The following is a 20,470-nucleotide window of genomic DNA, read 5'->3' on the forward strand; positions in this document are numbered from 1 at the left end:
GCGTTACCAGGGCGCGTGCGACACCAGCTGGCCGCTGAAGAAACCCCAGGCGATCAAGCCGACGGTGAGCGCGGCCAGGCACACACGCACGGTCAGCGACCTGACCAGGCGATGGGAGCTGCTGTCGTCCTTGACCAGAAAGAACAGGCCGCTGAACAGGCTGATGAGCGTGGCTATCAGCAACAGGACGATGGCCGCTTTAAGCATGGTGGGCTCCAGGAGAAACGCGATGCGCTTGAGTATAGCCAGTCGATCTCGCCACTTTCTGGCACGGCCATGAACGGTTTTCGTCCGGGCGTGCTGCCGACCCTGGTGGTGTTGGTGTTGCTGCCGGTGTTGGTGACGCTCGGGTTCTGGCAACTGGGCCGGGGCGAACAGAAGCGCGAGCTGCTGGCCAGCTACGCCGAACGGCGCGTGGCCGAGCCTTTGACCGTGGATGAGCTGCAGGCTGCCAGCGATTTGGCTTTCCGCCGGGTGCAAGTGCATGGCCGCTTCGATGCGGCCCACAGCCTGCTGCTGGATAACCGCATGCATGAAGGCAAGGTCGGGGTCGAGCTGCTGCAACCCTTTCTCGACCAGGCCAGCGGTCAATGGCTGCTGCTCAACCGTGGCTGGCTGCCCTGGCCGGACCGGCGCACGCCACCCGCATTCAGCACCCCGGAACAGTCCCTGAGCCTCGATGCCTGGGTCTATGTCGCCCCCGGCGCGACCTTTCAACTGCACGCCGACCCACTGAATGCCCAGTGGCCGCGGCTGGTGACGACGATCGATCCGGCCAGGCTCTGGAGCGAACTGGGACGCAGCGGTTTTGCCTACGAGCTGCGCCAGGAGGCTGGTCCGGGCGCCTACCTGACCGAATGGCCGGTGGTGGCCATGGGGCCGGAAAAACACCTGGGCTACGCCGTGCAGTGGTTCGCCATGGCGCTGGCCCTGTGCGCTTTGTACCTCTATCTCGGATGGCATAACGCAAGGGAGAAACACCATGGGAGCGGCCATGAATCCACCCAACATTTCTGAGGCCCAGGTGCCCCACAACCGGCGCCGCGGACGCTGGCAGCTGCTGCTGATCGTGGCCATGGTGATCGGCCCGATGATCCTCGCCACCGGCATGTACAAGTTGCAGTTCTGGGTACCGGAAAGCCGCAGCTACCACGGCGAGCTGATCGGCAACGGCCAGAGCCGCGCCGACATCGGGGTCCAGGCCGACGAGACGCGCTGGCAGATCCTGGTCACCGCGCCCAGGGACTGCGCCGTGGATTGCCAGCAACTGGTGTACCTGGCGCGGCAGATCCAGATCTCCCTCGGCCGCGACGCCTCCCGGGCCAGCCACGCCCTGGCCGCCGCCCAGCCGCTGGACACCGACTACCAGGCCAAGCTGCAACGCGAATATCCGCAACTGCAACGCTACCCACTGGACCTGCCGATCTTCACCAAGGGCGCCAGCGACCAGGGCGCGCCGCTGCTGTGGATCGTCGACCCGCACGGCAACCTGGTCCTGCGCTACGACGCCCGGGTCAAGGGCAAGGACCTGCTCAACGACCTGCGTCATCTGCTGAAACTGTCGAACATCGGATAAGGGCATCGTCATGGCCAAACCTGGATTTCGCCTCGCCTTGTTTGCCACCTTGCTGGCACTGATCGTGGTGCTGCTCGGCGCGTACACCCGGCTGACCCACGCCGGCCTCGGCTGCCCGGACTGGCCGGGTTGCTACGGTTTCATCAGCGTGCCGAAAAGCGAAGCCCAGCTGGCCCATGCCGAACTGCATTTTCCCGACACCCCGGTGGAAGCCCACAAGGGCTGGAACGAGATGATCCACCGCTATTTCGCCGGCACCCTGGGCCTGTTGATCGTGCTGCTGGCGGCACGCTCCTGGACCCACCGGCATCATCCCGGGCAACCGCTGAAGTTGCCGCTGTTCCTGCTCTCGGTGGTGTTCGCCCAGGCCTTGTTCGGCATGTGGACGGTGACCCTCAAGCTGTGGCCGCAAGTCGTCACCGCGCACCTGCTGGGCGGCTTCGCCACCCTGAGCCTGCTGTTCTTGCTGACGCTACGGCTGTCCGGGGTGCTGCCGGCGCTGATCGTGCCCAGGCGCCTGCAATACTGGGCCACGGCCGGGCTGGTGCTGGTGATCGGGCAGATCGCCCTGGGCGGCTGGGTCAGCTCCAACTATGCGGCGGTGGCCTGCATCGACTTGCCGACCTGCCACGGCCAGTGGTGGCCGGCGGCGGATTTCGCCAATGGCTTTCACCTGACCCAGCACATCGGCCCCAACTACTTGGGCGGGCAGCTCGACAGCGACGCGCGCACGGCCATCCACCTGACCCATCGCATCGGCGCGTTGCTGGTGACCCTGGTGTTGCTCGGCCTGGCCTGGCAACTCAAGCATGTGGGCATGACCCGCCTCGCCGGGCTGGTGCTGGTGGCGCTGGCGGCGCAGATCGCCCTTGGCATCAGCAATGTGCTGTTCCACCTGCCGCTGCCGGTGGCCGTGGCGCATAACGCCGGCGGCGCGGCGCTGCTGCTGACCCTGGTGCTGGTCAATTATCACGCCCGCACCAGCCTGGTCCGCACCCGCTCGCACCTGCCGCTGGGCTGGCGCCTGAGCCCGCGCAAACACGCCGCCGGGCCCATAACCATAAAAGGAGAGATGCCATGGCGACTTTGATCGGCGAGCGTCACAGCCAGGCGATCTGGCGTGACTACCTGGAACTGACCAAGCCCAAGGTGGTGGTGCTGATGCTCATCACCTCGCTGGTGGGCATGTTCCTCGCCACTCGCGCCGGGGTGCCGTGGACGGTGCTGGTGTTCGGCAACCTGGGCATCGCCCTGTGCGCCGGCGCGGCGGCGGCGGTGAACCATGTGGTGGACCGGCGGATCGATGCGGTCATGGCGCGCACCCACAAACGGCCGCTGGCCGAAGGCCGGGTGTCGCCGGCGGCGGCGCTGGGTTTCGCCCTGCTGCTGGCCATCGCCGGGCAAGCCTTGCTGCTGGCGTTTACCAACCCGCTGACCGCCTGGCTGACCCTGGCGTCGTTGCTCGGTTATGCGGTGATCTACACCGGCTTCCTCAAGCGGGCGACCCCGCAGAACATCGTGATCGGCGGCCTGGCCGGGGCCGCGCCGCCGCTGTTGGGCTGGGTCGCGGCCACCGGCCATGTGACGGCCGAACCGCTGCTGCTGGTGCTGATCATCTTCGCCTGGACCCCGCCGCACTTCTGGGCCCTGGCCATTCACCGCAAGGAGGAATACGCCAAGGCCGATATCCCGATGCTGCCGGTGACTCACGGCGAGCACTACACCAAGGTGCATATCCTGCTCTACACCTGCGCCTTGCTGGCGGTCAGCCTGCTGCCTTATGCGATCCACATGAGCGGCATGCTCTACCTGATGTGTGCCCTGGGCCTGGGCGCGCGCTTTCTGCAATGGGCCTGGGTGCTGTACCGTGGCAGTCGGCCGCACGCGGCGATCAACACCTTCAAGTACTCTATTTATTACTTGTTCCTGCTGTTTATCGCGCTGCTCGTAGACCACTACCTATTGTTGAACCTATGACTCGAACTCAGAAAACCGTCTTTATTCTCGTGGCGCTGGTGGCCCTGGTGCTGGGGCTGACCGTCAACAAAGTGCTGACCGGCAAGAACCAGGGGGATCCGACCGCGTTGATCGACGCCGGGATCATCCTGCTGCCCCAGAGCCGCAACCTGCCGGATGTGAAGATGACCGACCAGGAAGGCCAGCCGGTGGTGCTCAATGAGCTCAAGGGCAAGTGGAGCCTGCTGTTCTTCGGCTACACCTTCTGCCCGGACATCTGCCCGACTACCCTCGCCCAGCTGCGCCAGATCAAGAGCGAGCTGCCCAAGGAGGCGGTGGATAACCTGCAGGTGGTGCTGGTCAGCGTCGACCCGAACCGCGACACGCCGCAGCAGCTGAAACAGTACCTGGGCTACTTCGACAAGGACTTCAAGGGCCTGACCGCGACCTCGGTGGCGGACGTGCAGAAGCTCGCCAACGCGGTGAGCATCCCGTTCATCCCGGCCGACACCAGCAAGCCCAACTACACCGTCGACCACAGCGGCAACCTGGCGGTGATCGGCCCGGACGGCACCCAGCGCGGCTTCATCCGCGCGCCGCTGAACAACCAGAAGCTGGTGGCTCAGCTGCCGGTGATGTTGCAGCGCAAGTAATCCGGGACGCCTGAACCCTGTAGCCGCTGCCGCAGGCTGCGATAAGGCGCGTAGCGCCTTCCGAGGGCCTCAAGAGCACGTCTCCTGCGGAGCCGATCGCAGCCTGCGGCAGCGGCTACAGGGAACCCGGCAGGCAACTGAAACGAAACGGGGCGCCTTGAGGCGCCCCGTTTGTATTTCTGCAATCGATCAGAACGCCGGTACCACGGCGCCTTTGTATTTCTCGAGAATGAATTGCTTCACCTCGGGGCTGTGCAGGGCGGCAACCAGTTTCTTCATGGCGTCCGAGTCCTTGTCGTCAGGACGGGCCACCAGGATGTTCACGTAAGGCGAGTCCTTGCCTTCGATCACCAGGGCGTCCTTGGACGGGTCCAGCTTGGCTTCCAGGGCGTAGTTGGTGTTGATCAGCGCCAGGTCGACCTGGGTCAGCACGCGCGGGATGGTCGCGGCTTCCAGCTCACGGAATTTCAGGTCCTTGCTGTTCTCGGTGATGTCTTTGACCGTGGACAGGATGTTGTTGGAATCCTTGAGCTTGATCAGGCCGGCCTTGGCCAGCAGCAGCAAGGCACGGCCGCCGTTGGTGGCGTCGTTGGGGATCACCACGTTGGCGCCGCCCGGCAGTTCTTCGAGCTTCTTGAACTTGTTGGAGTAGGCGCCCAGCGGCTCCAGGTGCACGCCGGCGACGTTTACCAGGTGGGTACCCTTGGCCTTGTTGAACTCATCCAGGTACGGCTGGTGCTGGAAGAAGTTGGCGTCCAGGCGCTTTTCCGCGACCTGTACGTTCGGCTGGATGTAGTCGGTGAAGACCTTGACCTTCAGGTCCACGCCTTCCTTGGCCAGCGCCGGCTTCACGAATTCGAGGATCTCGGCGTGAGGCACCGGGGTGGCGGCCACGGTCAGGGTGTCAGCGGCGTGCGCGGAGAACGCGGCAACGGCGGCGAAAGCGACGAGTAGTTTTTTCATCCAGCTAGCTCCTTGTGAGGCGCCCGGTGCCGGACGCCTGCCGGCCAGGGCCGACTTATTTTCGGGAAAAGTGCACCACCAGCTTGTCGCCGACGGTTTGCAGAACTTGAACCAGCACCAGCAACAGCACCACGGTAACCACCATCACATCGGTCTGGAAGCGCTGGTAACCGAAGCGGATCGCCAGGTCGCCGAGACCGCCCGCGCCTACCACGCCCGCCATGGCGGTGTAGGAAACAAGGGTAATCGCTGTCACGGTAATTGCCGCGAAAATACCTGGGCGGGCTTCCGGCAGCAGGGCGTTGGTGATGATCTGCCGGGTGGTCGCGCCCATCGACTGGGTGGCTTCGATGATGCCGCGGTCCACTTCGCGCAGGGCGGTCTCCACCAGGCGGGCGAAGAACGGCGTGGCGCCGACCACCAGGGGCGGGATCGCCCCGGCGACACCCAGCGAGGTGCCGGTGATGAGCACGGTGAACGGGATCATCACGATCAGCAGGATGATGAACGGCAGCGAGCGCAGGATGTTCACCAGCAGCGACAGCAGGGCGTAGAGGCTCTTCTGCTCCAGCAACTGGCGCGGGCTGCAGAGGAACAGCAGCACGCCCAGGGGCAGGCCCAGCAGCACGGTGAACAGCAGCGAGCCACCGAGCATCAGCAGGGTGTCGCCGGTGGCCAGCCAGATTTCGTACCAGTCGATATTGGCGAAGAAACTTGTCAGCAGTTCCATTAGCGCAGCACCTCCATGTGGACATCCGCCGCGGTGAAGTGGGCGAAGGCCGCCTCCATGTCACCGCCGGTGATAGCCAGGGTCAGTTGCCCGTAAGGGACGTCTTTGATGCGGTCGATGCGGCCGGCGAGGATGCTGTAGTCCACCCCGGTTTCGCGGGCCACGGTGCCCAGCAGCGGCGCGTAGGTGGCGTCGCCCTGGAAGGTCAGGCGCACGATGCGGCCCGGCACGTGGGCGAAGTCGTCGCGCTGTTCGCTTTCGTCGATCTGCTCGTCTTCCTGGACGAAACGCTTGGTGGTCGGGTGCTTGGGATGCAGGAACACCTCGGCCACCGAGCCCTGCTCGACGATCACCCCGGCGTCCATTACCGCCACCTGGTCGCAGACGCGACGGATCACGTCCATTTCATGGGTGATCAGCACGATGGTCAGCTTCAGTTCACGGTTGATCTCGGCCAGCAGTTGCAGGACCGACGCGGTGGTCTGCGGGTCCAGGGCGCTGGTGGCTTCGTCGCACAGCAGGATTTTCGGCTTGGTCGCCAGGGCGCGGGCGATGCCGACGCGCTGCTTCTGCCCGCCGGACAGCTGGGCTGGGTATTTCTTGGCGTGATCGGACAGACCGACGCGGGCCAGCAACTCGGCCACGCGCTGGTCGATCGCACTGCGCGACAGCTCGCCGGCCAGGGTCAGCGGCAGCGCGACGTTGTCGGCCACGGTCTTGGAGGCCAGCAGGTTGAAGTGCTGGAAGATCATCCCGACCTGCTGGCGGAAGCGGCGCAGGCCGTTGGCGTCCAGGGCGGTGACTTCCTCGTCGTCGACGACGATCTTGCCGCCGCTGGGGTTTTCCAGGCGGTTGATCAGGCGCAGCAGGGTACTTTTGCCCGCGCCGGAATGGCCGATCAGGCCGAATACCTGGCCGTTCTCGACCTTCAGGCTGGTCGGATGCAGGGCGGGAATATCCTTACCGGCGACCCGGTAGGTTTTATGGACGTTTTGAAACTCGATCACGTAGCGAACCTTGTGGGGCGCGTTAGAAAAGGATCAGCGGTTAGCCGGGCGCGCATTTTAGCCTGTCCGTATAGAGGTTCTTAGCATTTATTTTGTATTCATCCTTCGATTTGGCAATAACGCGATCAAAGGTCATAAAAAAGGAACGGCGCCAAACCTCATCAGTCACTCAATAAGCCACTCGAAAAAAGCCAGGTGCCGTGCCTGGCGATTTTGACCGATGAAGCCCCGCCCCGCCGGGGCTTCGCCAACGAGGAGTTTTGCCTGATGAGTAGCAAGAAGCCAAGCGCATCGAAAAGCCAGCTGGCCGGGACCGATACCCTGGATCGCGGCAACACCAACAGCAAGCTGCACAGCCTGGAGACCTTCCGCTCCGACGCCACCGAACAGGCGTTGCGCACCAATCAGGGGGTCAAGGTCGCCGATAACCAGAACACCCTGAAGGCCGGCGCCCGTGGGCCCTCGCTGCTGGAAGACTTCATCATGCGGGAGAAGATCACGCACTTCGACCATGAGCGGATCCCGGAGCGTATCGTCCATGCCCGTGGTGTCGGCGCCCATGGTTACTTCCAGGCCTACGAGAATCATTCGGCCCTGACCAAGGCCGGCTTCCTGCGCGATCCGGGGAAGAAGACCCCGGTGTTTGTGCGCTTCTCCACGGTGCAGGGTCCGCGCGGCTCTGGCGACACCGTGCGCGACGTGCGCGGTTTTGCCGTGAAGTTCTTCACCGACGAAGGCAACTTCGACCTGGTGGGCAACAACATGCCGGTGTTCTTCATCCAGGACGCGATCAAGTTTCCCGACTTCGTCCATGCGGTCAAACCCGAGCCGCACAACGAGATCCCCACCGGTGGCTCGGCCCACGACACCTTCTGGGACTTCGTGTCGTTGCAGCCGGAATCGGCGCACATGGTGATCTGGGCCATGTCCGACCGGGCGATTCCGAAAAGCCTGCGCAGCATGCAGGGCTTTGGCGTGCACACCTTTCGTTTCATCAATGCCGAAGGCACATCCAGTTTCGTCAAATTCCACTGGCGGCCGACAGTGGGCACCTGTTCCCTGGTCTGGGACGAGGCGCAAAAGCTGGCGGGCAAGGACACCGACTTCCATCGCCGCGACCTGTGGGAGTCGATCGAGAGCGGCGATTATCCGGAGTGGGAACTGGGTGTGCAGGTGATCGTCGAGGAAAACGAGCACAAGTTCGATTTCGACATCCTCGACCCGACCAAGTTGATACCCGAGGAGCTGGTGCCGATCACGCCCCTGGGCAAGATGGTGCTCAACCGCAACCCGGACAACTTCTTCGCCGAGACCGAGCAGGTTGCCTTCTGCCCGGGGCATATCGTGCCGGGCATTGACTTCTCCAACGATCCGCTGCTGCAGGGCCGGCTGTTTTCCTACACCGATACGCAGATCAGCCGCCTCGGCGGGCCGAACTTCCATGAGCTGCCGATCAACCGCCCGCTGGCGCCCTTCCACAACGGCCAGCGCGATGCCATGCACCGCACCACCATCGATAAGGGCCGGGCGTCCTACGAGCCCAATTCCATCGATGGCGGCTGGCCGAAAGAGACGCCGCCCGCGGCCGAGGATGGCGGTTTCGAGAGCTACAACGAGCGCATCGACGCGCACAAGATCCGCCAGCGCAGCCCGTCCTTCAGCGACCACTTCTCCCAGGCGCGACTGTTCTTCAAGAGCATGAGCACGCATGAGCAGGAACACATCATCGCCGCCTACAGCTTCGAGCTGGGCAAGGTCGAGCGCGAGTGGATCCGTGCGCGCCAGGTCAACGAGATCCTGGCCAATATCGATCTCGAGCTGGCCAAGCGGGTCGCGCAGAACCTGGGCTTGCCGGTGCCCAAGCGCGGTACGGTCGACGTGCCTGAGCTGTCCCTCGATCACTCGCCGGCCCTGAGTCAGTCCAACCTGCTGTCGGGGGATATCAAGACCCGCAAAGTGGCGATCCTGGCGGCGAATGGGGTCGACGGCAAGGCGATCGACGCCTTGAAAAAGGCCCTGCAAGCCGAAGGCGCCCACGCCAAGTTGCTGGGCCCGACCTCGGCGCCCGTGACCACCGCGGACGGCAAGACCCTGCCGGTGGACGCTTCCATGGAAGGACTGCCGTCAGTGGCGTTCGACGCGGTGTTCGTGCCGGGTGGCGCCAAGTCGATACAAGCCTTGAGCGGCGATGGCGTGGCCCTGCATTACCTGCTCGAAGCCTACAAGCACCTCAAGGCGATTGCCTTGCAGGGCGAGGCCAAGCAGTTGCTGGATGTGCTCAAGCTGGAAGTGGATGCGGGGTTGATCGTCGGCGGGGATGCCAAGGCGTTGAAGGCGTTCTTCAACGCGATTGCCCATCACCGGGTCTGGGAGCGGGAGCCGAAGGCCAAGGCGATTCCCGCCTGATGCTGCTGACGCTTCTGTAGGAGCACCGCTTGCGTGCAAAAGGGTTTGGCACCGCGTTAGCGTTTATCGCGGGCAAGTCGGATCGCCGCCCGCTCGCTCCTACAGAGGTGGTGTTATTGGGGTTTGCGTGGCGTCAGCACCATCTGTGCCGGGATGTGGCGCAGGATCTGTCGTTCGATCTGCAGGTCGAACTCGCCATCGAGCTTTTTCACTCGCTTGCTCAGCAGGGTCTTCAGCCAAGGGTAATCTTCGGTGCGTGGCGCCTGGATGCTCACGTCGCACTGGTAATTCACCACATCGGCGGCGATCGCATCGAGTTGCCGACGCAGTTGCTTGATATCGCTGAGGTTCAGCGCAATGGTGGTGCTCTCGGCGGCCGGATCGATCAGCTTGGCTGGCGGCCGGGCTTCAGCGGCCTTGAGCGCGGCTTCGGCTTTTTCCAGCTCGGCTTTACGGGCCTGGGTGATGGCGCCATCGACGCCGCCGGTCAGGGCCGGCGCCTTGGGCATCAGCGCGCGGGCGCGGCTCAGGGCCGTGGCGGCGGCATTGACATCACCCTTTTGCAACACGATCTGGCTGCGCTGCAGGTAGGCTTCGGCCAACTGGCGCTGGTATTGCTCAAGCTGCGGGTCGTTGGGCGACTGGGCCTGCAAGGCGCTCAACTGGTCTTCGGCGGTGGCCAGTTCGCTGCTGGCGATATTTTGCTGCAGCTGTGCGATGGCCGTGGCCCGGGCGTCGGGCACTTCAGCCGGCGGCGTGCTCTGGCAGGCGCCCAGCAGCAGGGAAAATGCGACAAGGAGCAGATAACGGGAGGCGAACGGCTTCATTCCTGCGACTCTCTAATTGCGCAAAAAGCGAGCAAGTCTACACCCCTCGACGGGGCAGGACAAAACTCAGCAGAAACAATGCGGCCGCCGTGACCACGATCGATGGCCCCGCGGGGGTGTCCTTGAACCACGACAACGCCAGCCCGCCACAGACCGCGAGTATGCCCAGCAGGCTCGCGCCCAGCGCCATCTGCTCCGGGGAACGGGCGTGACGTTGGGCCGCAGCCGCCGGGATGATCAGCAGCGAAGTGATCAGCAAGACCCCCACGATCTTCATCGCCACCGCGATCACCACCGCGATCAACAGCATCAGTGCCAGGCGCAGCGACGCCACCGGCAAACCTTCGACCCTGGCCAGCTCCTCGTGCACGGTGATCGCCAGCAACGGCCGCCACAGGGCTACCAATAGCAGCAGGACCGCGGCGCTGCCGCCAAGAATCCACGCCAGGTCGCCGGGGCTGATCGCCAGCAGATCGCCGAACAGATAGGCCATCAGGTCGATCCGCACGTCATGCATGAAGCTTAGTACCACCAGCCCGAGGGAGAGGGTGCTGGGAGCGAGAATCCCCAGCAACGTATCGGAAGCCAGCGGCTGGCGCTGTTGCAGGGTGACCAGCAGCACCGCCAGCAGCAGGCAGCCGACGGTCACCGCCACCGCCGGGCTGACATCCAGCAGAAAGCCCAGGGCCACGCCGAGCAAGGCGGCATGGGACAGGGTGTCGCCGAAATAGGCCATGCGCCGCCAGACCACGAACGATCCGAGGGGACCTGCCACCAGCGCCAGCGCCAGGCCTGCGAGCAGGGCGTACAACAGAAAATCAGCCATGCTTGCAGCTATCTCCGTGAACATGAACGTGGCCGGCCGCGGCCCCGGTGACCACCGAACCGTGCAGGTCGTGGGCGTGGTCGTGATGGTGGTGGTAGATCGCCAGGCTCGGCGCGTTCTGGCCGAACAGCTCGACGAAGGCCGGGTCGCCGCTGACCTGTTCCGGGTGGCCGGAGCAGCACACGTGGCGATTGAGGCAGACCACCTGGTCGGTGGTGCTCATCACCAGGTGCAGGTCGTGGGAGACCATCAGCACGCCGCAACCGTGGCGGTCGCGCAAGCGGGTGATCAGCCTGTAAAGCTCGGCTTGGCCGGCGACGTCCACGCCTTGTACCGGCTCGTCCAGTACCAGCAATTCCGGCTCGCGCAGCAGGGCGCGGGCCAGCAGCACACGCTGCATCTCGCCGCCGGAAATGCTCTGCACCGGGCTGTCGATCACCTGTTCGGCGCCGACTTCGTTCAGTGCGGCCAGGGCTGTCGCGCGGTCCACGCCCGGTACCAGGCGCAGGAAGCGCAGCACCGACAGCGGCAATGTCGGATCGACGTGCAGCTTCTGCGGCATGTAGCCGACCCGCAGCTTCGGCTTGCGCCAGACGCTGCCGCTGTCGGGCTTGAGCAGGCCGAGCACGGCGCGCACCAGGGTGGTCTTGCCGGCGCCGTTGGGGCCGATCAGGGTGACGATCTGCCCAGGCTCGACACTGAGCTGGATGTTGTCCAGCACGGTCTGCCCGGCAAAGGTCACTGCGACCTGATCGAGGCGGATCAAGGCATTGCTCATCAGGCCCCCTGGCAACCCGAGCAGAGGCCGACCACTTCGACGGTCTGGCCTTCGACGACGAAGCCGACATCGCGCGCGCTGCTGATGATCGCGTCGCTGATGGATTTCTGTTCAAGCTCGATGGCGGCGTGGCAGACGCGGCAGATCAGGAACTGGCCCTGGTGCGCGTGTTCCGGGTGATTGCAGCCGACGAAGGCGTTGAGCGATGCGATGCGATGCACCAAGCCGTTTTCCAGGAGGAAGTCCAGGGCGCGGTACACGGTTGGCGGTGCGGCGCGGCGACCGTCCTGTTCGCTGAGCACGGCGAGGATGTCGTAGGCACCCAGCGGCTTGTGGCTTTGCCAGACCAGTTCCAGCACCCGCCGACGCAGGGCGGTCAGGCGCAGGCCTTGGCGGGCGCACAGGGCATCGGCCTCGGACAGTGCGCTGTGTACGCAGTGAGAGTGGTCGTGGGGGCGACTGGCAAGGGGGGTTTTAGGCATGAGCGGCGACGATAATGGTGAGAGACGTTATTATGTTACCCGTTCTTGCCTCTTCGAGTGGTCATCGTGTCCCGACTTTTTGCCCTTTTTGTCGCTTTTACCGCCAGTTTGTTCGTGATCAGCTCGGCCCAGGCCGAGGTCCGGGTCCTGACCAGCATCAAACCCCTGCAATTGATCGCCGCCGCCGTCCAGGATGGCATCGCCGTGCCCGAGGTTCTGCTGCCGCCGGGGGCCTCGCCGCACAACTATGCGCTGCGTCCTTCCGATGTGCGCAAGGTACAGTCGGTGGAATTGCTGTACTGGATCGGCCCGGACATGGAGAGCTTCCTGCCGCGGGTCCTCAAGGGCCGCACGCTGCCATCGCTGGCGGTGCAGGACCTGCCAGGCCTGAAACTCCGTCATTTCGCCGAAGATAACCACTCGCATGCTGAGGAAGCCGACGAGCATGACCACGATCATCGTCCAGGCAGCCTCGATGCGCACCTGTGGCTGTCGCCGGTCAACGCGCGGGTCATCGCCGACCGCATGGCGGCCGACCTGAGCGCCGCGGACCCGGCCAACGCCGCGCGTTACCAGAGCAACGCCAAGGCCTTCGACCAGCGCCTGGATGCCCTGGACGCCCGTTTGAAAGCCCGCCTGGCGCCAATCGCCGGCAAGCCTTATTTCGTCTTCCATGAAGCTTTCGATTATTTCGAAGACGCTTATGGCCTCAAGCATGCGGGCGTGTTCAGCGTCGCAGCCGAGGTGCAGCCGGGCGCGCAGCACGTAGCGGCGATGCGCACGCGCTTGCAGCAGGTCGGCAAGACCTGTGTGTTCAGCGAGCCGCCATTGCGCCCGCGCCTGGCCGAAACCCTGGTGGCGGGCTTGCCGGTGAAGCTGGCGGAGCTCGATGCGCTGGGCGGCTACACCCCGGCCACCGCGCAGGGGTACGAGCAGGTGCTGGAGAAGCTGGGCAACGATCTGGCAGGCTGCCTGGAATCGCTGTAAAGACTGCTGGCGCTATTGCGGGCAAGCCGCGCTCCTACAAGAGACCGTAGGGGCGGGCTTGCCCGCGATGCTTTCAGATGGCGAACGGCAATGGCGTGCTGACCTGCTGGCGCTGGGCCAGGCGCAGCTGGAACTCTATCGGGTCGTGAATCAGCACGTCCTGTCCGGCGAAGGACTCGGCGGCGATCAGGCGTGACAGCCAGAAGCGCACGCAGGCCACCCGCAACAGGGTTGGCCACAGCTCGGCCTCGGCGGTGGTGAACGGGCGCAGGGCCGCGTAGGCGCCCAGCAGGGCCCGGGCGCGCGAGCCGTCGAGCAGGCCGTCGGCGTCGGAACACCAGTCGTTCAGGGCAATCGCCACGTCATACAGCATCGGCCCGGAGCAGGCGTTGTAGAAGTCGATCAGCCCGGTCAGGTGCGTGCCTTCGAACATCGCGTTGTCGCGGAACAGGTCGGCGTGGATGTTGGCCCGAGGCAGCGCGAGGATCTTCACCTTCTGCTCGTCGATTTCATCCAGCGCCCGCTGCAGCAGGTCCCGTGCCTGCGGGTCGAGATGCGAGAGCATCTGCGAGCCTTCTTCCTGCATCCAGTCCAGGCCACGATCGGTCTTGCGCTTGATCATGTTGTCCTTGGTCGCCAGGTGCAGGTGAGCCAGCAGCTCGCCGACCTGCGCGCAATGCTGGGCATTGGCTTCCTTGATGTGCTTGCCGGCCAGGCGCGGCTGCAGCAGCGCTGGTTTGCCGGCCAGCTCGCGCAGGGCCACGCCGTCGGTGGTGCGCAGGGCGTAAGGCACCGGCAGGTCGGCGTCGTGCAGCACGTCCAGCAGTTCGATGAAGAACGGCATTTCCTGGACCGGACCGCGCTCGACCAGGGTCAGGACGAACTCGCCCTGTTCCAGGCTGATGAAGAAGTTGGTGTTTTCGCTACCAGCGGCAATCCCCTGGAAGTCAAGCAGGCGGCCGAGCCCGTAAGGGGCGAGAAAGGTTTCCAGCTCGGGCCGAGCCAGGGGAGTAAACACAGACATGGTTAAAAACTGCCAGTACGGGCGCCGCTGTCGAGCCAGCGCCGGTTGAAGTTAGGAGTGGTTTACCACTCGAAAATTTTCCACGCCGGAATCAGCATATCCGGCTGGTCAGAACGAATGAAGTTGCCATCGGAACCGTCGGCGCGCACCAGAAAGTAGGGTTTGCCGACCTTCGGTGTGACCTTGATGGCGTACAGGAAACCGTTCTGGCGGTACTCCTGGATGGTCTTGTCGCCTTCCGTGCGAATGGTTACTTCCGGATCCGCCGATGGCGCATCCTCCGCCGCAATCACGGCCATCGGCGCGATTGCAATCAGGCTGGCCAGCAGCAAGCGATTTAGTGTGCGCATGATAACCTTGTCCCTTTGTCGTCAACGGTCCCGCTATTCTAGCGCCGGACCCGCCGAAAAGGTTGATCCTGCTCATGAGCCAAGCCCCCCTCGTCCTGGTGGACGGTTCGTCCTACCTGTACCGCGCCTTCCACGCGCTGCCCCCGCTGACCACTTCCAAAGGCATGCCGACCGGTGCGGTCAAGGGCGTGCTGAACATGCTCAAGAGTCTGCGCAAGCAGTACCCGGACAGCCCGTTCGCCGTGGTGTTCGACGCCAAGGGCGGGACCTTCCGCGATGACATGTACGCCGAGTACAAGGCCAATCGCCCGAGCATGCCCGACGACATGCGGGTGCAGATCGAACCGCTGCACGCCAGCGTGATCGCCCTGGGCTTTCCGCTGCTGTGCGTCGAGGGCGTCGAGGCGGACGACGTGATCGGCACCCTGGCCCGCAGCAGCGCGGCGGCCGACCGGCCGGTGGTGATCTCCACCGGCGACAAGGACATGGCGCAACTGGTGGACGGGCACATTACGCTGGTCAACACCATGTCCGGTAGCAGCATGGACGTGGAGGGCGTGAAGGAGAAATTCGGCGTCGCTCCCGAGCAGATCATCGATTACCTGGCGCTGATGGGCGACTCCTCCGACAACATCCCGGGTGTGCCGGGCATCGGCCCGAAGACTGCTTCCGGCCTGCTGGTGGGGGTCAACGGTGGCCTGAACGAGCTGTATGCACAGCTCGATATCGTCCCGAGCCTGCCGATTCGTGGGGCCAAGACCCTGCCGGCCAAGCTCGAAGAGCACAAAGAGATGGCTTTCCTCTCCTATCAGCTGGCGACGATCAAGGTCGATGTGCCGCTGGATATCGGCCTGGACGACCTGCACCTGGGCGAACCGGACCGCGACAAACTGGTCGAGCTGTACAGCCTGCTGGAGTTCAAGAGCTGGCTCGACGAGCTGCAGCGCGATGCCAAGCGCCTGGAGCTGAGTGTTGCCGCCTCTGAGCCGGTGGCCGACTTGTTGACTCAGGTCGAGGTCGAGATCGAAGTGCCGGTGGTTGTCGAAGCCCAGTACGAAACCATCCTCGATCAGGCGCGTTTCGATGTCTGGCTGGAAAAACTGAAGAACGCCAAGCTGTTCGCCTTCGATACCGAAACCACCGGCATCGACGCCCAGCAGGCGCAGCTCGTAGGGCTGTCCTTCGCCGTGCAGGCCAACGAAGCGGCTTATATTCCGCTGACCCACTCCTACCTCGACGTGCCGGAGCAGCTGGATCGTGACACCGTCCTGCGCGCCCTGAAGCCGATTCTCGAAGACCCGAACAAACTCAAGGTCGGCCAGCACGCCAAGTTCGACATGAATATCCTGGCCAACTGCGCCATCGGCGGCGATCAGGCCAACGGCATCACTGTGCGCGGTGTCGCCTTCGACACCATGCTCGAGTCCTACGTGCTCAACTCCACCGCCACCCGGCATGACATGGACAGCCTGGCGGAGAAATACCTGGGCCACACCACCGTGAGTTTCCAGGACATCGCCGGCAAGGGCGCCAAGCAGCTGACCTTCGACCAGATTGCTCTTGAGCAGGCCGGGCCTTATGCGGCGGAAGACGCCGATGTGACCCTGCGCCTGCATCAGGTCTTGCATGAAAAACTGGCCGCGATCCCAAGCCTGGCCAGCGTGCTCAGCGATATTGAAATGCCCGTGGTGCCGGTGCTGGCGCGGATCGAGCGCCAGGGTGCCTTGGTGGACGCCGACCTGCTGGGCGTGCAGAGCATCGAGCTCGGCGACAAGATGGTGGCGCTGGAGCGTGAAGCCTTCGAGATCGCCGGTGAAGAATTCAACCTCGGCTCGCCCAAACAACTGGGAGTCATCCTCTACGACAAGCTCGGCCTGCCGGTGCTGAAGAAGACTGCCAAAGGCCAGCCGTCCACCGCTGAAGAAGTGCTGGCCAAGTTGGCCGAGGACGACTACCCGCTGCCCAAGGTGCTGATGCAGTACCGCTCCATGAGCAAGCTCAAGAGCACCTACACCGACCGCCTGCCGGAGCAGATCAACCCGCGTACCGGGCGAATCCACACCTCCTACCATCAGGCAGTCGCGTCTACCGGGCGTTTGTCTTCCAGCGATCCGAACCTGCAGAACATCCCGGTGCGTACCGCCGAAGGCCGGCGCATCCGCCAGGCTTTCATCGCGCCGCCTGGCTACAAGCTGCTGGCGGCGGACTATTCGCAGATCGAACTGCGGATCATGGCGCACCTGTCCCGCGACGAAGGGCTGATGAATGCCTTCCGCAACAACCTCGACGTGCACACGGCCACCGCGGCCGAAGTGTTCAAGGTCGAACTCAAGGACGTCAGTTCCGATCAGCGCCGCAGTGCCAAGGCGATCAACTTCGGCCTGATCTATGGCATGGGCGCGCAGAAGCTCGGCAAGGACATCGGCGTCGATACCAAGACTGCCAAGGCCTATATCGACACCTACTTCGCCCGCTACCCCGGCGTGCGCGAATACATGGATCGCACCCGCGCCCAGGCCGCGGAACAGGGTTATGTGGAAACCCTGTTCGGCCGCCGCCTGTACCTGCCGGAGATCAACTCCAACAAGCCGCAGGAACGCGCCGGTGCCGAACGTACGGCGATCAACGCACCGATGCAGGGCACGGCGGCCGACATCATCAAGAAGGCCATGGTGGCGGTAGACAACTGGCTGACGGCCTCAGGCCTGGATGCCAAGGTCATCCTGCAAGTGCACGACGAACTGGTGCTGGAAGTGCGCGAAGACCTGGTGGACAAGGTGAGCGAGGAGATTCGCGGCTACATGAGCAATGCCGCGACCCTGGATGTGCCGCTGCTGGTCGAGGTCGGGGTGGGCAGCAACTGGGATGAGGCGCACTGAGGCGAGAAGGCAGTACTTTGGCCGCGGCACAGTGCCGCGGCGAAGGCTAGCGAAGAGCTATTAGTGCGGAAAATTTCATCGACTATTGCCAATAGTTTTTGAAACCTCCCGGAACTTAATCCGTGAAAGCCCACTCAGAGTAACTGAATGGCTGGTGAAGCCCTTCGATGCTCCTATGTTGTGTTAAGTGTTGGCAGATATCTGGACCCCGCCCTAGCGGTCCGGAACTTGGACCCCGAACTTCCCCTCCCCATACGAAGTCCGGGGTTTTTTTTGCCCAAAAACTGCTTGTGGCGCAATCATGCTGCGTTAAAAACTGGCGGGAAATGCTCATTTAGGCCCCTAAAGTCGAATGCGACCCCAGCCGTTCCCGCCAGTTTTTGCCTTGCCTGATCACACTTCAGGCAGTTTTGCGTATGTCTTTCAGGCCTCGGTTTCGGCGCCTTTGTCCGCCAGTTCCATCCAGCCCGCCAGTACAGTGTAGGCCTCTTCCAGGCCCATGCGTTTTGGTGCCGAGAACAGTTGGATGGTGACGTTATCGCCCCAGCCTTTACGGATTTGCGACTGCACCTTGAGCAGGGTGTTCTTGGCCGCGCCGTAGGTCAGTTTGTCGGCCTTGGTCAGCAGGATGTGCATCGGCATGCCGCTGGCGACGGCCCAGTCGAGCATCAGCAGGTCGAAGTCGGTCATCGGATGGCGGATGTCCATCATCAGAATCAACCCTTTCAGGCTCTCGCGGCTGCCCAGGTAGGCTTCCAGGTGACGCTGCCAGTGCTGCTTGAGCGGAATCGGCACTTTCGCGTAACCGTAACCCGGCAGGTCGACCAGACGGCGATCGTCGTCTAGCTTGAAGAAGTTCAACAGCTGCGTGCGGCCCGGAGTTTTCGAGGTGCGGGCCAGGCTGGCATGGGTCAGGGTATTCAGGGCGCTGGATTTGCCGGCGTTGGAACGCCCGGCGAAGGCCACTTCGAAGCCTTCGTCGTCGGGGCATTGATCGACTTTGGCGGCGCTGAGCATGAAAGTGGACTGTTGGCACAGACCAAGAATGGGATTTTTGAGTTGCATGGGATTTCCGATAGGGGCGGTGCCGAGAATGGACGCGGCGAGCGGTGTCGTTTCCGTTTCAGTAGCGCCAGTATATAATGCCGCAGATTTTGTGTGCGCTTTGTCCCAGCGTAGGATGAAGTTCACGAGAGCGATAGACCTTGATTGCGCATTAGAACGCAGCACGCTCTCAACCCTGAAAAGGTCGTTTTATGACGAAATGGCTGCTGGCTGCCGGCGTCCTGATACCGCTTTACAGCGCTCAGGCTACCCAGGATCCGGAAGCTGTGTTCAACCGTGTTTGTGGGGCTTGTCATTCCGGCCAACTACCAACGGCTCCCCGCAAGGGGGACCAGGGAGCTTGGGCGCCGAGGCTGGCGCAAGGTATGGAGACGCTGGTGCAACACGTGACCCAGGGTTTCAAGGCGATGCCGCCGCGTGGTTTGTGCATGGACTGCAGTGCCGAGGATTACCGAGCCATCATCCTTTGGATGAGCGAGTGATCCCGGTCCATAACTCTTAACCCTTAGCCGTAGTTGGATTAGCTGATGAACAAATTACTCGTGAGTCTGCTGTTGACCTTGGGCATCACAGGTGTCGCCCATGCTGCAGGCGACGCTGCTGCCGGTCAGGCGAAAGCCGCCGTATGTGGTGCTTGCCATGGTCCGGATGGGAACAGCATGGCGCCTAACTTTCCAAAGCTGGCGGGTCAGGGTGAGCGTTACCTGAACAAGCAGTTGCACGACATCAAGTCCGGCAAGCGCCAGGTGTTGGAAATGACCGGCCTGCTGACCAACCTGAGCGACCAGGACCTGGCCGACCTCTCCGCCTACTTCGCCAGCCAGAAAGGCAGCGTCGGCGCGGCAGACCCGAAAGTCGTGGCTCGCGGTGAAGAGTTGTTCCGTGGCGGCAAGCTGGATCAAGGCATGCCTTCCTGCACCGGTTGCCACTCGCCAAATGGCACGGGTAACGCCGCCGCCGGCTTCCCGCACCTGGGTGGCCAGCATGCTCAGTACGTAGCCAAGCAGTTGACCGACTTCCGCGAAGGCAACCGCACCAACGACGGCGACACCATGATCATGCGCAGCATCGCCGCCAAGCTGAGCAACAAGGACATCGAAGCGGTATCCAGCTACATCCAGGGCCTGCACTGAGGCCGGCGATCATGTTGCGAAAGGGTCTATCTTGCGCAACGTTAATGATCGATTAATCTGTCGATGAAAGCATAAAGGGTGGCTCAGGCCGCCCTTTTTTATGGCGTCTGCCGCTACACTAGCGAACTCAAGCCCTGCCATGACCTGTCTGCGAACAGGCCGCGCGAGGCGACCTTACTTGTTCAGGAGTAAAGCATGCGTAATCTGATTCTCAGCGCCGCTCTCGTCACCGCCAGCCTGTTTGGCATGACTGCTCAAGCCGCCGAGCCCCTTGAAGCCGGTAAACAATATGTAGAGCTGAGCAGCGCCGTTCCGGTTGCGGTGCCTGGCAAGATCGAAGTGGTCGAGCTGTTCTGGTATGGCTGCCCACACTGCTACGCCTTCGAGCCGACCATCAACCCATGGGCTGAAAAACTGCCGGCCGACGTCAACTTCGTACGTATTCCGGCCATGTTCGGCGGCATCTGGAACGTTCACGGTCAACTGTTCATCACCCTGGAAGCCATGGGTGTCGAGCACAAGGTCCACAAAGCGGTATTCGAAGCCATCCATGGCGGCAAGAAACTCGCATCCCCAGAGGAAATGGCCGAGTTCCTGGCCGGCGAAGGCGTCGACAAGGACAAATTCCTGAGCACCTACAACTCGTTCGCCGTCAAAGGCAAGGTCGAGGACGCGAAGAAGAAGGCCCAGGCCTATCAGATCTCCGGCGTACCGACCATGGTCATCAACGGTAAGTACCGTTTCGACCTGGGCACCGCCGGTGGCCCTGAAGGTGCCCTGAGCGTCGCCGACCAGCTGATCGCCAAAGAGCGGGCGGCCAAGTAAGCG

22 protein-coding genes are annotated in these 20,470 nt (G+C 63.3%); 11 read left to right on the forward strand and 11 right to left on the reverse strand.

Annotated elements, in window-relative coordinates:
• Window positions 1-3: 3 nt before the first annotated feature.
• A complete protein-coding gene (locus BM019_RS26565) occupies window positions 4-207 on the reverse strand; it encodes a twin transmembrane helix small protein (protein ID WP_016703917.1) in 204 nt (67 codons plus the stop codon).
• Window positions 208-276: 69 nt separating this feature from the next.
• Here BM019_RS26565 and BM019_RS26570 point away from each other — a divergent pair, with 69 nt between their 5' ends.
• The 5 genes from BM019_RS26570 to BM019_RS26590 are packed head-to-tail and all read left to right on the forward strand — an operon-like array spanning window position 277 to window position 4,185.
• Entirely contained in the window at window positions 277-1,017 is a 741-nt protein-coding gene (locus tag BM019_RS26570; protein WP_092421564.1) for an SURF1 family protein, read from the forward strand.
• Window positions 983-1,576 carry a hypothetical protein gene (locus BM019_RS26575; RefSeq protein WP_092421567.1) on the forward strand — a complete coding sequence of 198 codons (594 nt, stop codon included), beginning with the start codon at window positions 983-985 and terminating at the stop codon, window positions 1,574-1,576. Before BM019_RS26570 ends, BM019_RS26575 begins: the two co-directional genes overlap by 35 nt.
• Before the next feature lie 10 nt (window positions 1,577-1,586).
• The gene (locus BM019_RS26580; RefSeq protein ID WP_092421570.1) at window positions 1,587-2,666 is read left to right on the forward strand and encodes a COX15/CtaA family protein; all 1,080 of its coding nucleotides are present in this window, start codon (window positions 1,587-1,589) and stop codon (window positions 2,664-2,666) included.
• The gene (cyoE, locus tag BM019_RS26585; RefSeq protein ID WP_009041519.1) at window positions 2,654-3,553 is read left to right on the forward strand and encodes a heme o synthase; all 900 of its coding nucleotides are present in this window, start codon (window positions 2,654-2,656) and stop codon (window positions 3,551-3,553) included. The genes BM019_RS26580 and cyoE overlap by 13 nt, the downstream gene beginning before the upstream one ends.
• Window positions 3,550-4,185 carry an SCO family protein gene (locus tag BM019_RS26590; RefSeq protein ID WP_009041520.1) on the forward strand — a complete coding sequence of 212 codons (636 nt, stop codon included), beginning with the start codon at window positions 3,550-3,552 and terminating at the stop codon, window positions 4,183-4,185. The genes cyoE and BM019_RS26590 overlap by 4 nt, the downstream gene beginning before the upstream one ends.
• A gap of 189 nt (window positions 4,186-4,374) precedes the next feature.
• On the opposite strand, the gene BM019_RS26595 is transcribed toward BM019_RS26590, so the two are convergent.
• The 3 genes from BM019_RS26595 to BM019_RS26605 are packed head-to-tail and all read right to left on the reverse strand — an operon-like array spanning window position 4,375 to window position 6,885.
• Window positions 4,375-5,148: a MetQ/NlpA family ABC transporter substrate-binding protein gene (locus tag BM019_RS26595; protein WP_009041521.1), complete on the reverse strand. Its 774-nt coding sequence runs from the start codon at window positions 5,146-5,148 to the stop codon at window positions 4,375-4,377.
• A 55-nt stretch (window positions 5,149-5,203) separates the two neighbouring features.
• Entirely contained in the window at window positions 5,204-5,878 is a 675-nt protein-coding gene (locus BM019_RS26600) for a methionine ABC transporter permease (RefSeq protein WP_007924307.1), read from the reverse strand.
• Window positions 5,878-6,885 carry a methionine ABC transporter ATP-binding protein gene (locus tag BM019_RS26605; protein ID WP_007924306.1) on the reverse strand — a complete coding sequence of 336 codons (1,008 nt, stop codon included), beginning with the start codon at window positions 6,883-6,885 and terminating at the stop codon, window positions 5,878-5,880. The genes BM019_RS26600 and BM019_RS26605 overlap by 1 nt, the downstream gene beginning before the upstream one ends.
• A 213-nt stretch (window positions 6,886-7,098) precedes the next feature.
• Here BM019_RS26605 and katE point away from each other — a divergent pair, with 213 nt between their 5' ends.
• On the forward strand, window positions 7,099-9,291 hold the full coding sequence (gene katE, locus BM019_RS26610) for a catalase HPII (protein WP_275668619.1): 2,193 nt from the start codon (window positions 7,099-7,101) through the stop codon (window positions 9,289-9,291).
• Between the two features lie 113 nt (window positions 9,292-9,404).
• On the opposite strand, the gene BM019_RS26615 is transcribed toward katE, so the two are convergent.
• From BM019_RS26615 to zur, 4 genes are read right to left on the reverse strand one after another with little or no spacing between them, the layout of a single operon-like run.
• Window positions 9,405-10,118: a PA5502 family lipoprotein gene (locus BM019_RS26615; RefSeq protein WP_009041523.1), complete on the reverse strand. Its 714-nt coding sequence runs from the start codon at window positions 10,116-10,118 to the stop codon at window positions 9,405-9,407.
• Window positions 10,119-10,155: 37 nt separating this feature from the next.
• Entirely contained in the window at window positions 10,156-10,944 is a 789-nt protein-coding gene (gene znuB, locus BM019_RS26620) for a zinc ABC transporter permease subunit ZnuB (protein ID WP_007924303.1), read from the reverse strand.
• Entirely contained in the window at window positions 10,937-11,722 is a 786-nt protein-coding gene (gene znuC, locus BM019_RS26625; protein WP_092421573.1) for a zinc ABC transporter ATP-binding protein ZnuC, read from the reverse strand. Before znuC ends, znuB begins: the two co-directional genes overlap by 8 nt.
• A complete protein-coding gene (gene zur / locus BM019_RS26630) occupies window positions 11,722-12,204 on the reverse strand; it encodes a zinc uptake transcriptional repressor Zur (RefSeq protein ID WP_007924301.1) in 483 nt (160 codons plus the stop codon). The genes znuC and zur overlap by 1 nt, the downstream gene beginning before the upstream one ends.
• A gap of 57 nt (window positions 12,205-12,261) precedes the next feature.
• Here zur and BM019_RS26635 point away from each other — a divergent pair, with 57 nt between their 5' ends.
• Complete coding sequence (locus BM019_RS26635) at window positions 12,262-13,191, forward strand: zinc ABC transporter substrate-binding protein ZnuA (protein WP_092421576.1); 930 nt, start codon at window positions 12,262-12,264, stop codon at window positions 13,189-13,191.
• Window positions 13,192-13,264: 73 nt separating this feature from the next.
• Here BM019_RS26635 and BM019_RS26640 read toward each other — a convergent pair whose 3' ends face one another.
• Window positions 13,265-14,215, reverse strand: a complete 951-nt coding sequence (locus BM019_RS26640) for a homoserine kinase (RefSeq protein WP_092421579.1) — start codon at window positions 14,213-14,215, stop codon at window positions 13,265-13,267.
• 62 nt (window positions 14,216-14,277) lie between these two features.
• The gene (locus BM019_RS26645) at window positions 14,278-14,565 is read right to left on the reverse strand and encodes a DUF2782 domain-containing protein (protein ID WP_007924295.1); all 288 of its coding nucleotides are present in this window, start codon (window positions 14,563-14,565) and stop codon (window positions 14,278-14,280) included.
• Window positions 14,566-14,639: 74 nt separating this feature from the next.
• Between BM019_RS26645 and polA the strand changes: the two genes are divergently transcribed.
• Window positions 14,640-17,444 carry a DNA polymerase I gene (gene polA / locus BM019_RS26650; RefSeq protein WP_092421582.1) on the forward strand — a complete coding sequence of 935 codons (2,805 nt, stop codon included), beginning with the start codon at window positions 14,640-14,642 and terminating at the stop codon, window positions 17,442-17,444.
• 423 nt (window positions 17,445-17,867) lie between these two features.
• On the opposite strand, the gene yihA is transcribed toward polA, so the two are convergent.
• Complete coding sequence (yihA, locus tag BM019_RS26655; protein ID WP_007924293.1) at window positions 17,868-18,509, reverse strand: ribosome biogenesis GTP-binding protein YihA/YsxC; 642 nt, start codon at window positions 18,507-18,509, stop codon at window positions 17,868-17,870.
• Window positions 18,510-18,700: 191 nt separating this feature from the next.
• Between yihA and BM019_RS26660 the strand changes: the two genes are divergently transcribed.
• The 3 genes from BM019_RS26660 to BM019_RS26670 all read left to right on the forward strand — a co-directional run bounded on the left by BM019_RS26660 (window position 18,701) and on the right by BM019_RS26670 (window position 20,467).
• On the forward strand, window positions 18,701-18,991 hold the full coding sequence (locus tag BM019_RS26660) for a c-type cytochrome (protein ID WP_092421585.1): 291 nt from the start codon (window positions 18,701-18,703) through the stop codon (window positions 18,989-18,991).
• Between the two features lie 45 nt (window positions 18,992-19,036).
• Window positions 19,037-19,642 carry a c-type cytochrome gene (locus tag BM019_RS26665; protein WP_009041529.1) on the forward strand — a complete coding sequence of 202 codons (606 nt, stop codon included), beginning with the start codon at window positions 19,037-19,039 and terminating at the stop codon, window positions 19,640-19,642.
• 195 nt (window positions 19,643-19,837) lie between these two features.
• Window positions 19,838-20,467: a thiol:disulfide interchange protein DsbA/DsbL gene (locus tag BM019_RS26670; RefSeq protein WP_092421588.1), complete on the forward strand. Its 630-nt coding sequence runs from the start codon at window positions 19,838-19,840 to the stop codon at window positions 20,465-20,467.
• The last annotated feature ends 3 nt before the right edge of the window (window positions 20,468-20,470 follow it).

Source organism: Pseudomonas sp. NFPP07 (assembly GCF_900115645.1).
GTDB classification, from domain to species: Bacteria; Pseudomonadota; Gammaproteobacteria; order Pseudomonadales; family Pseudomonadaceae; genus Aquipseudomonas; species Aquipseudomonas chlororaphis.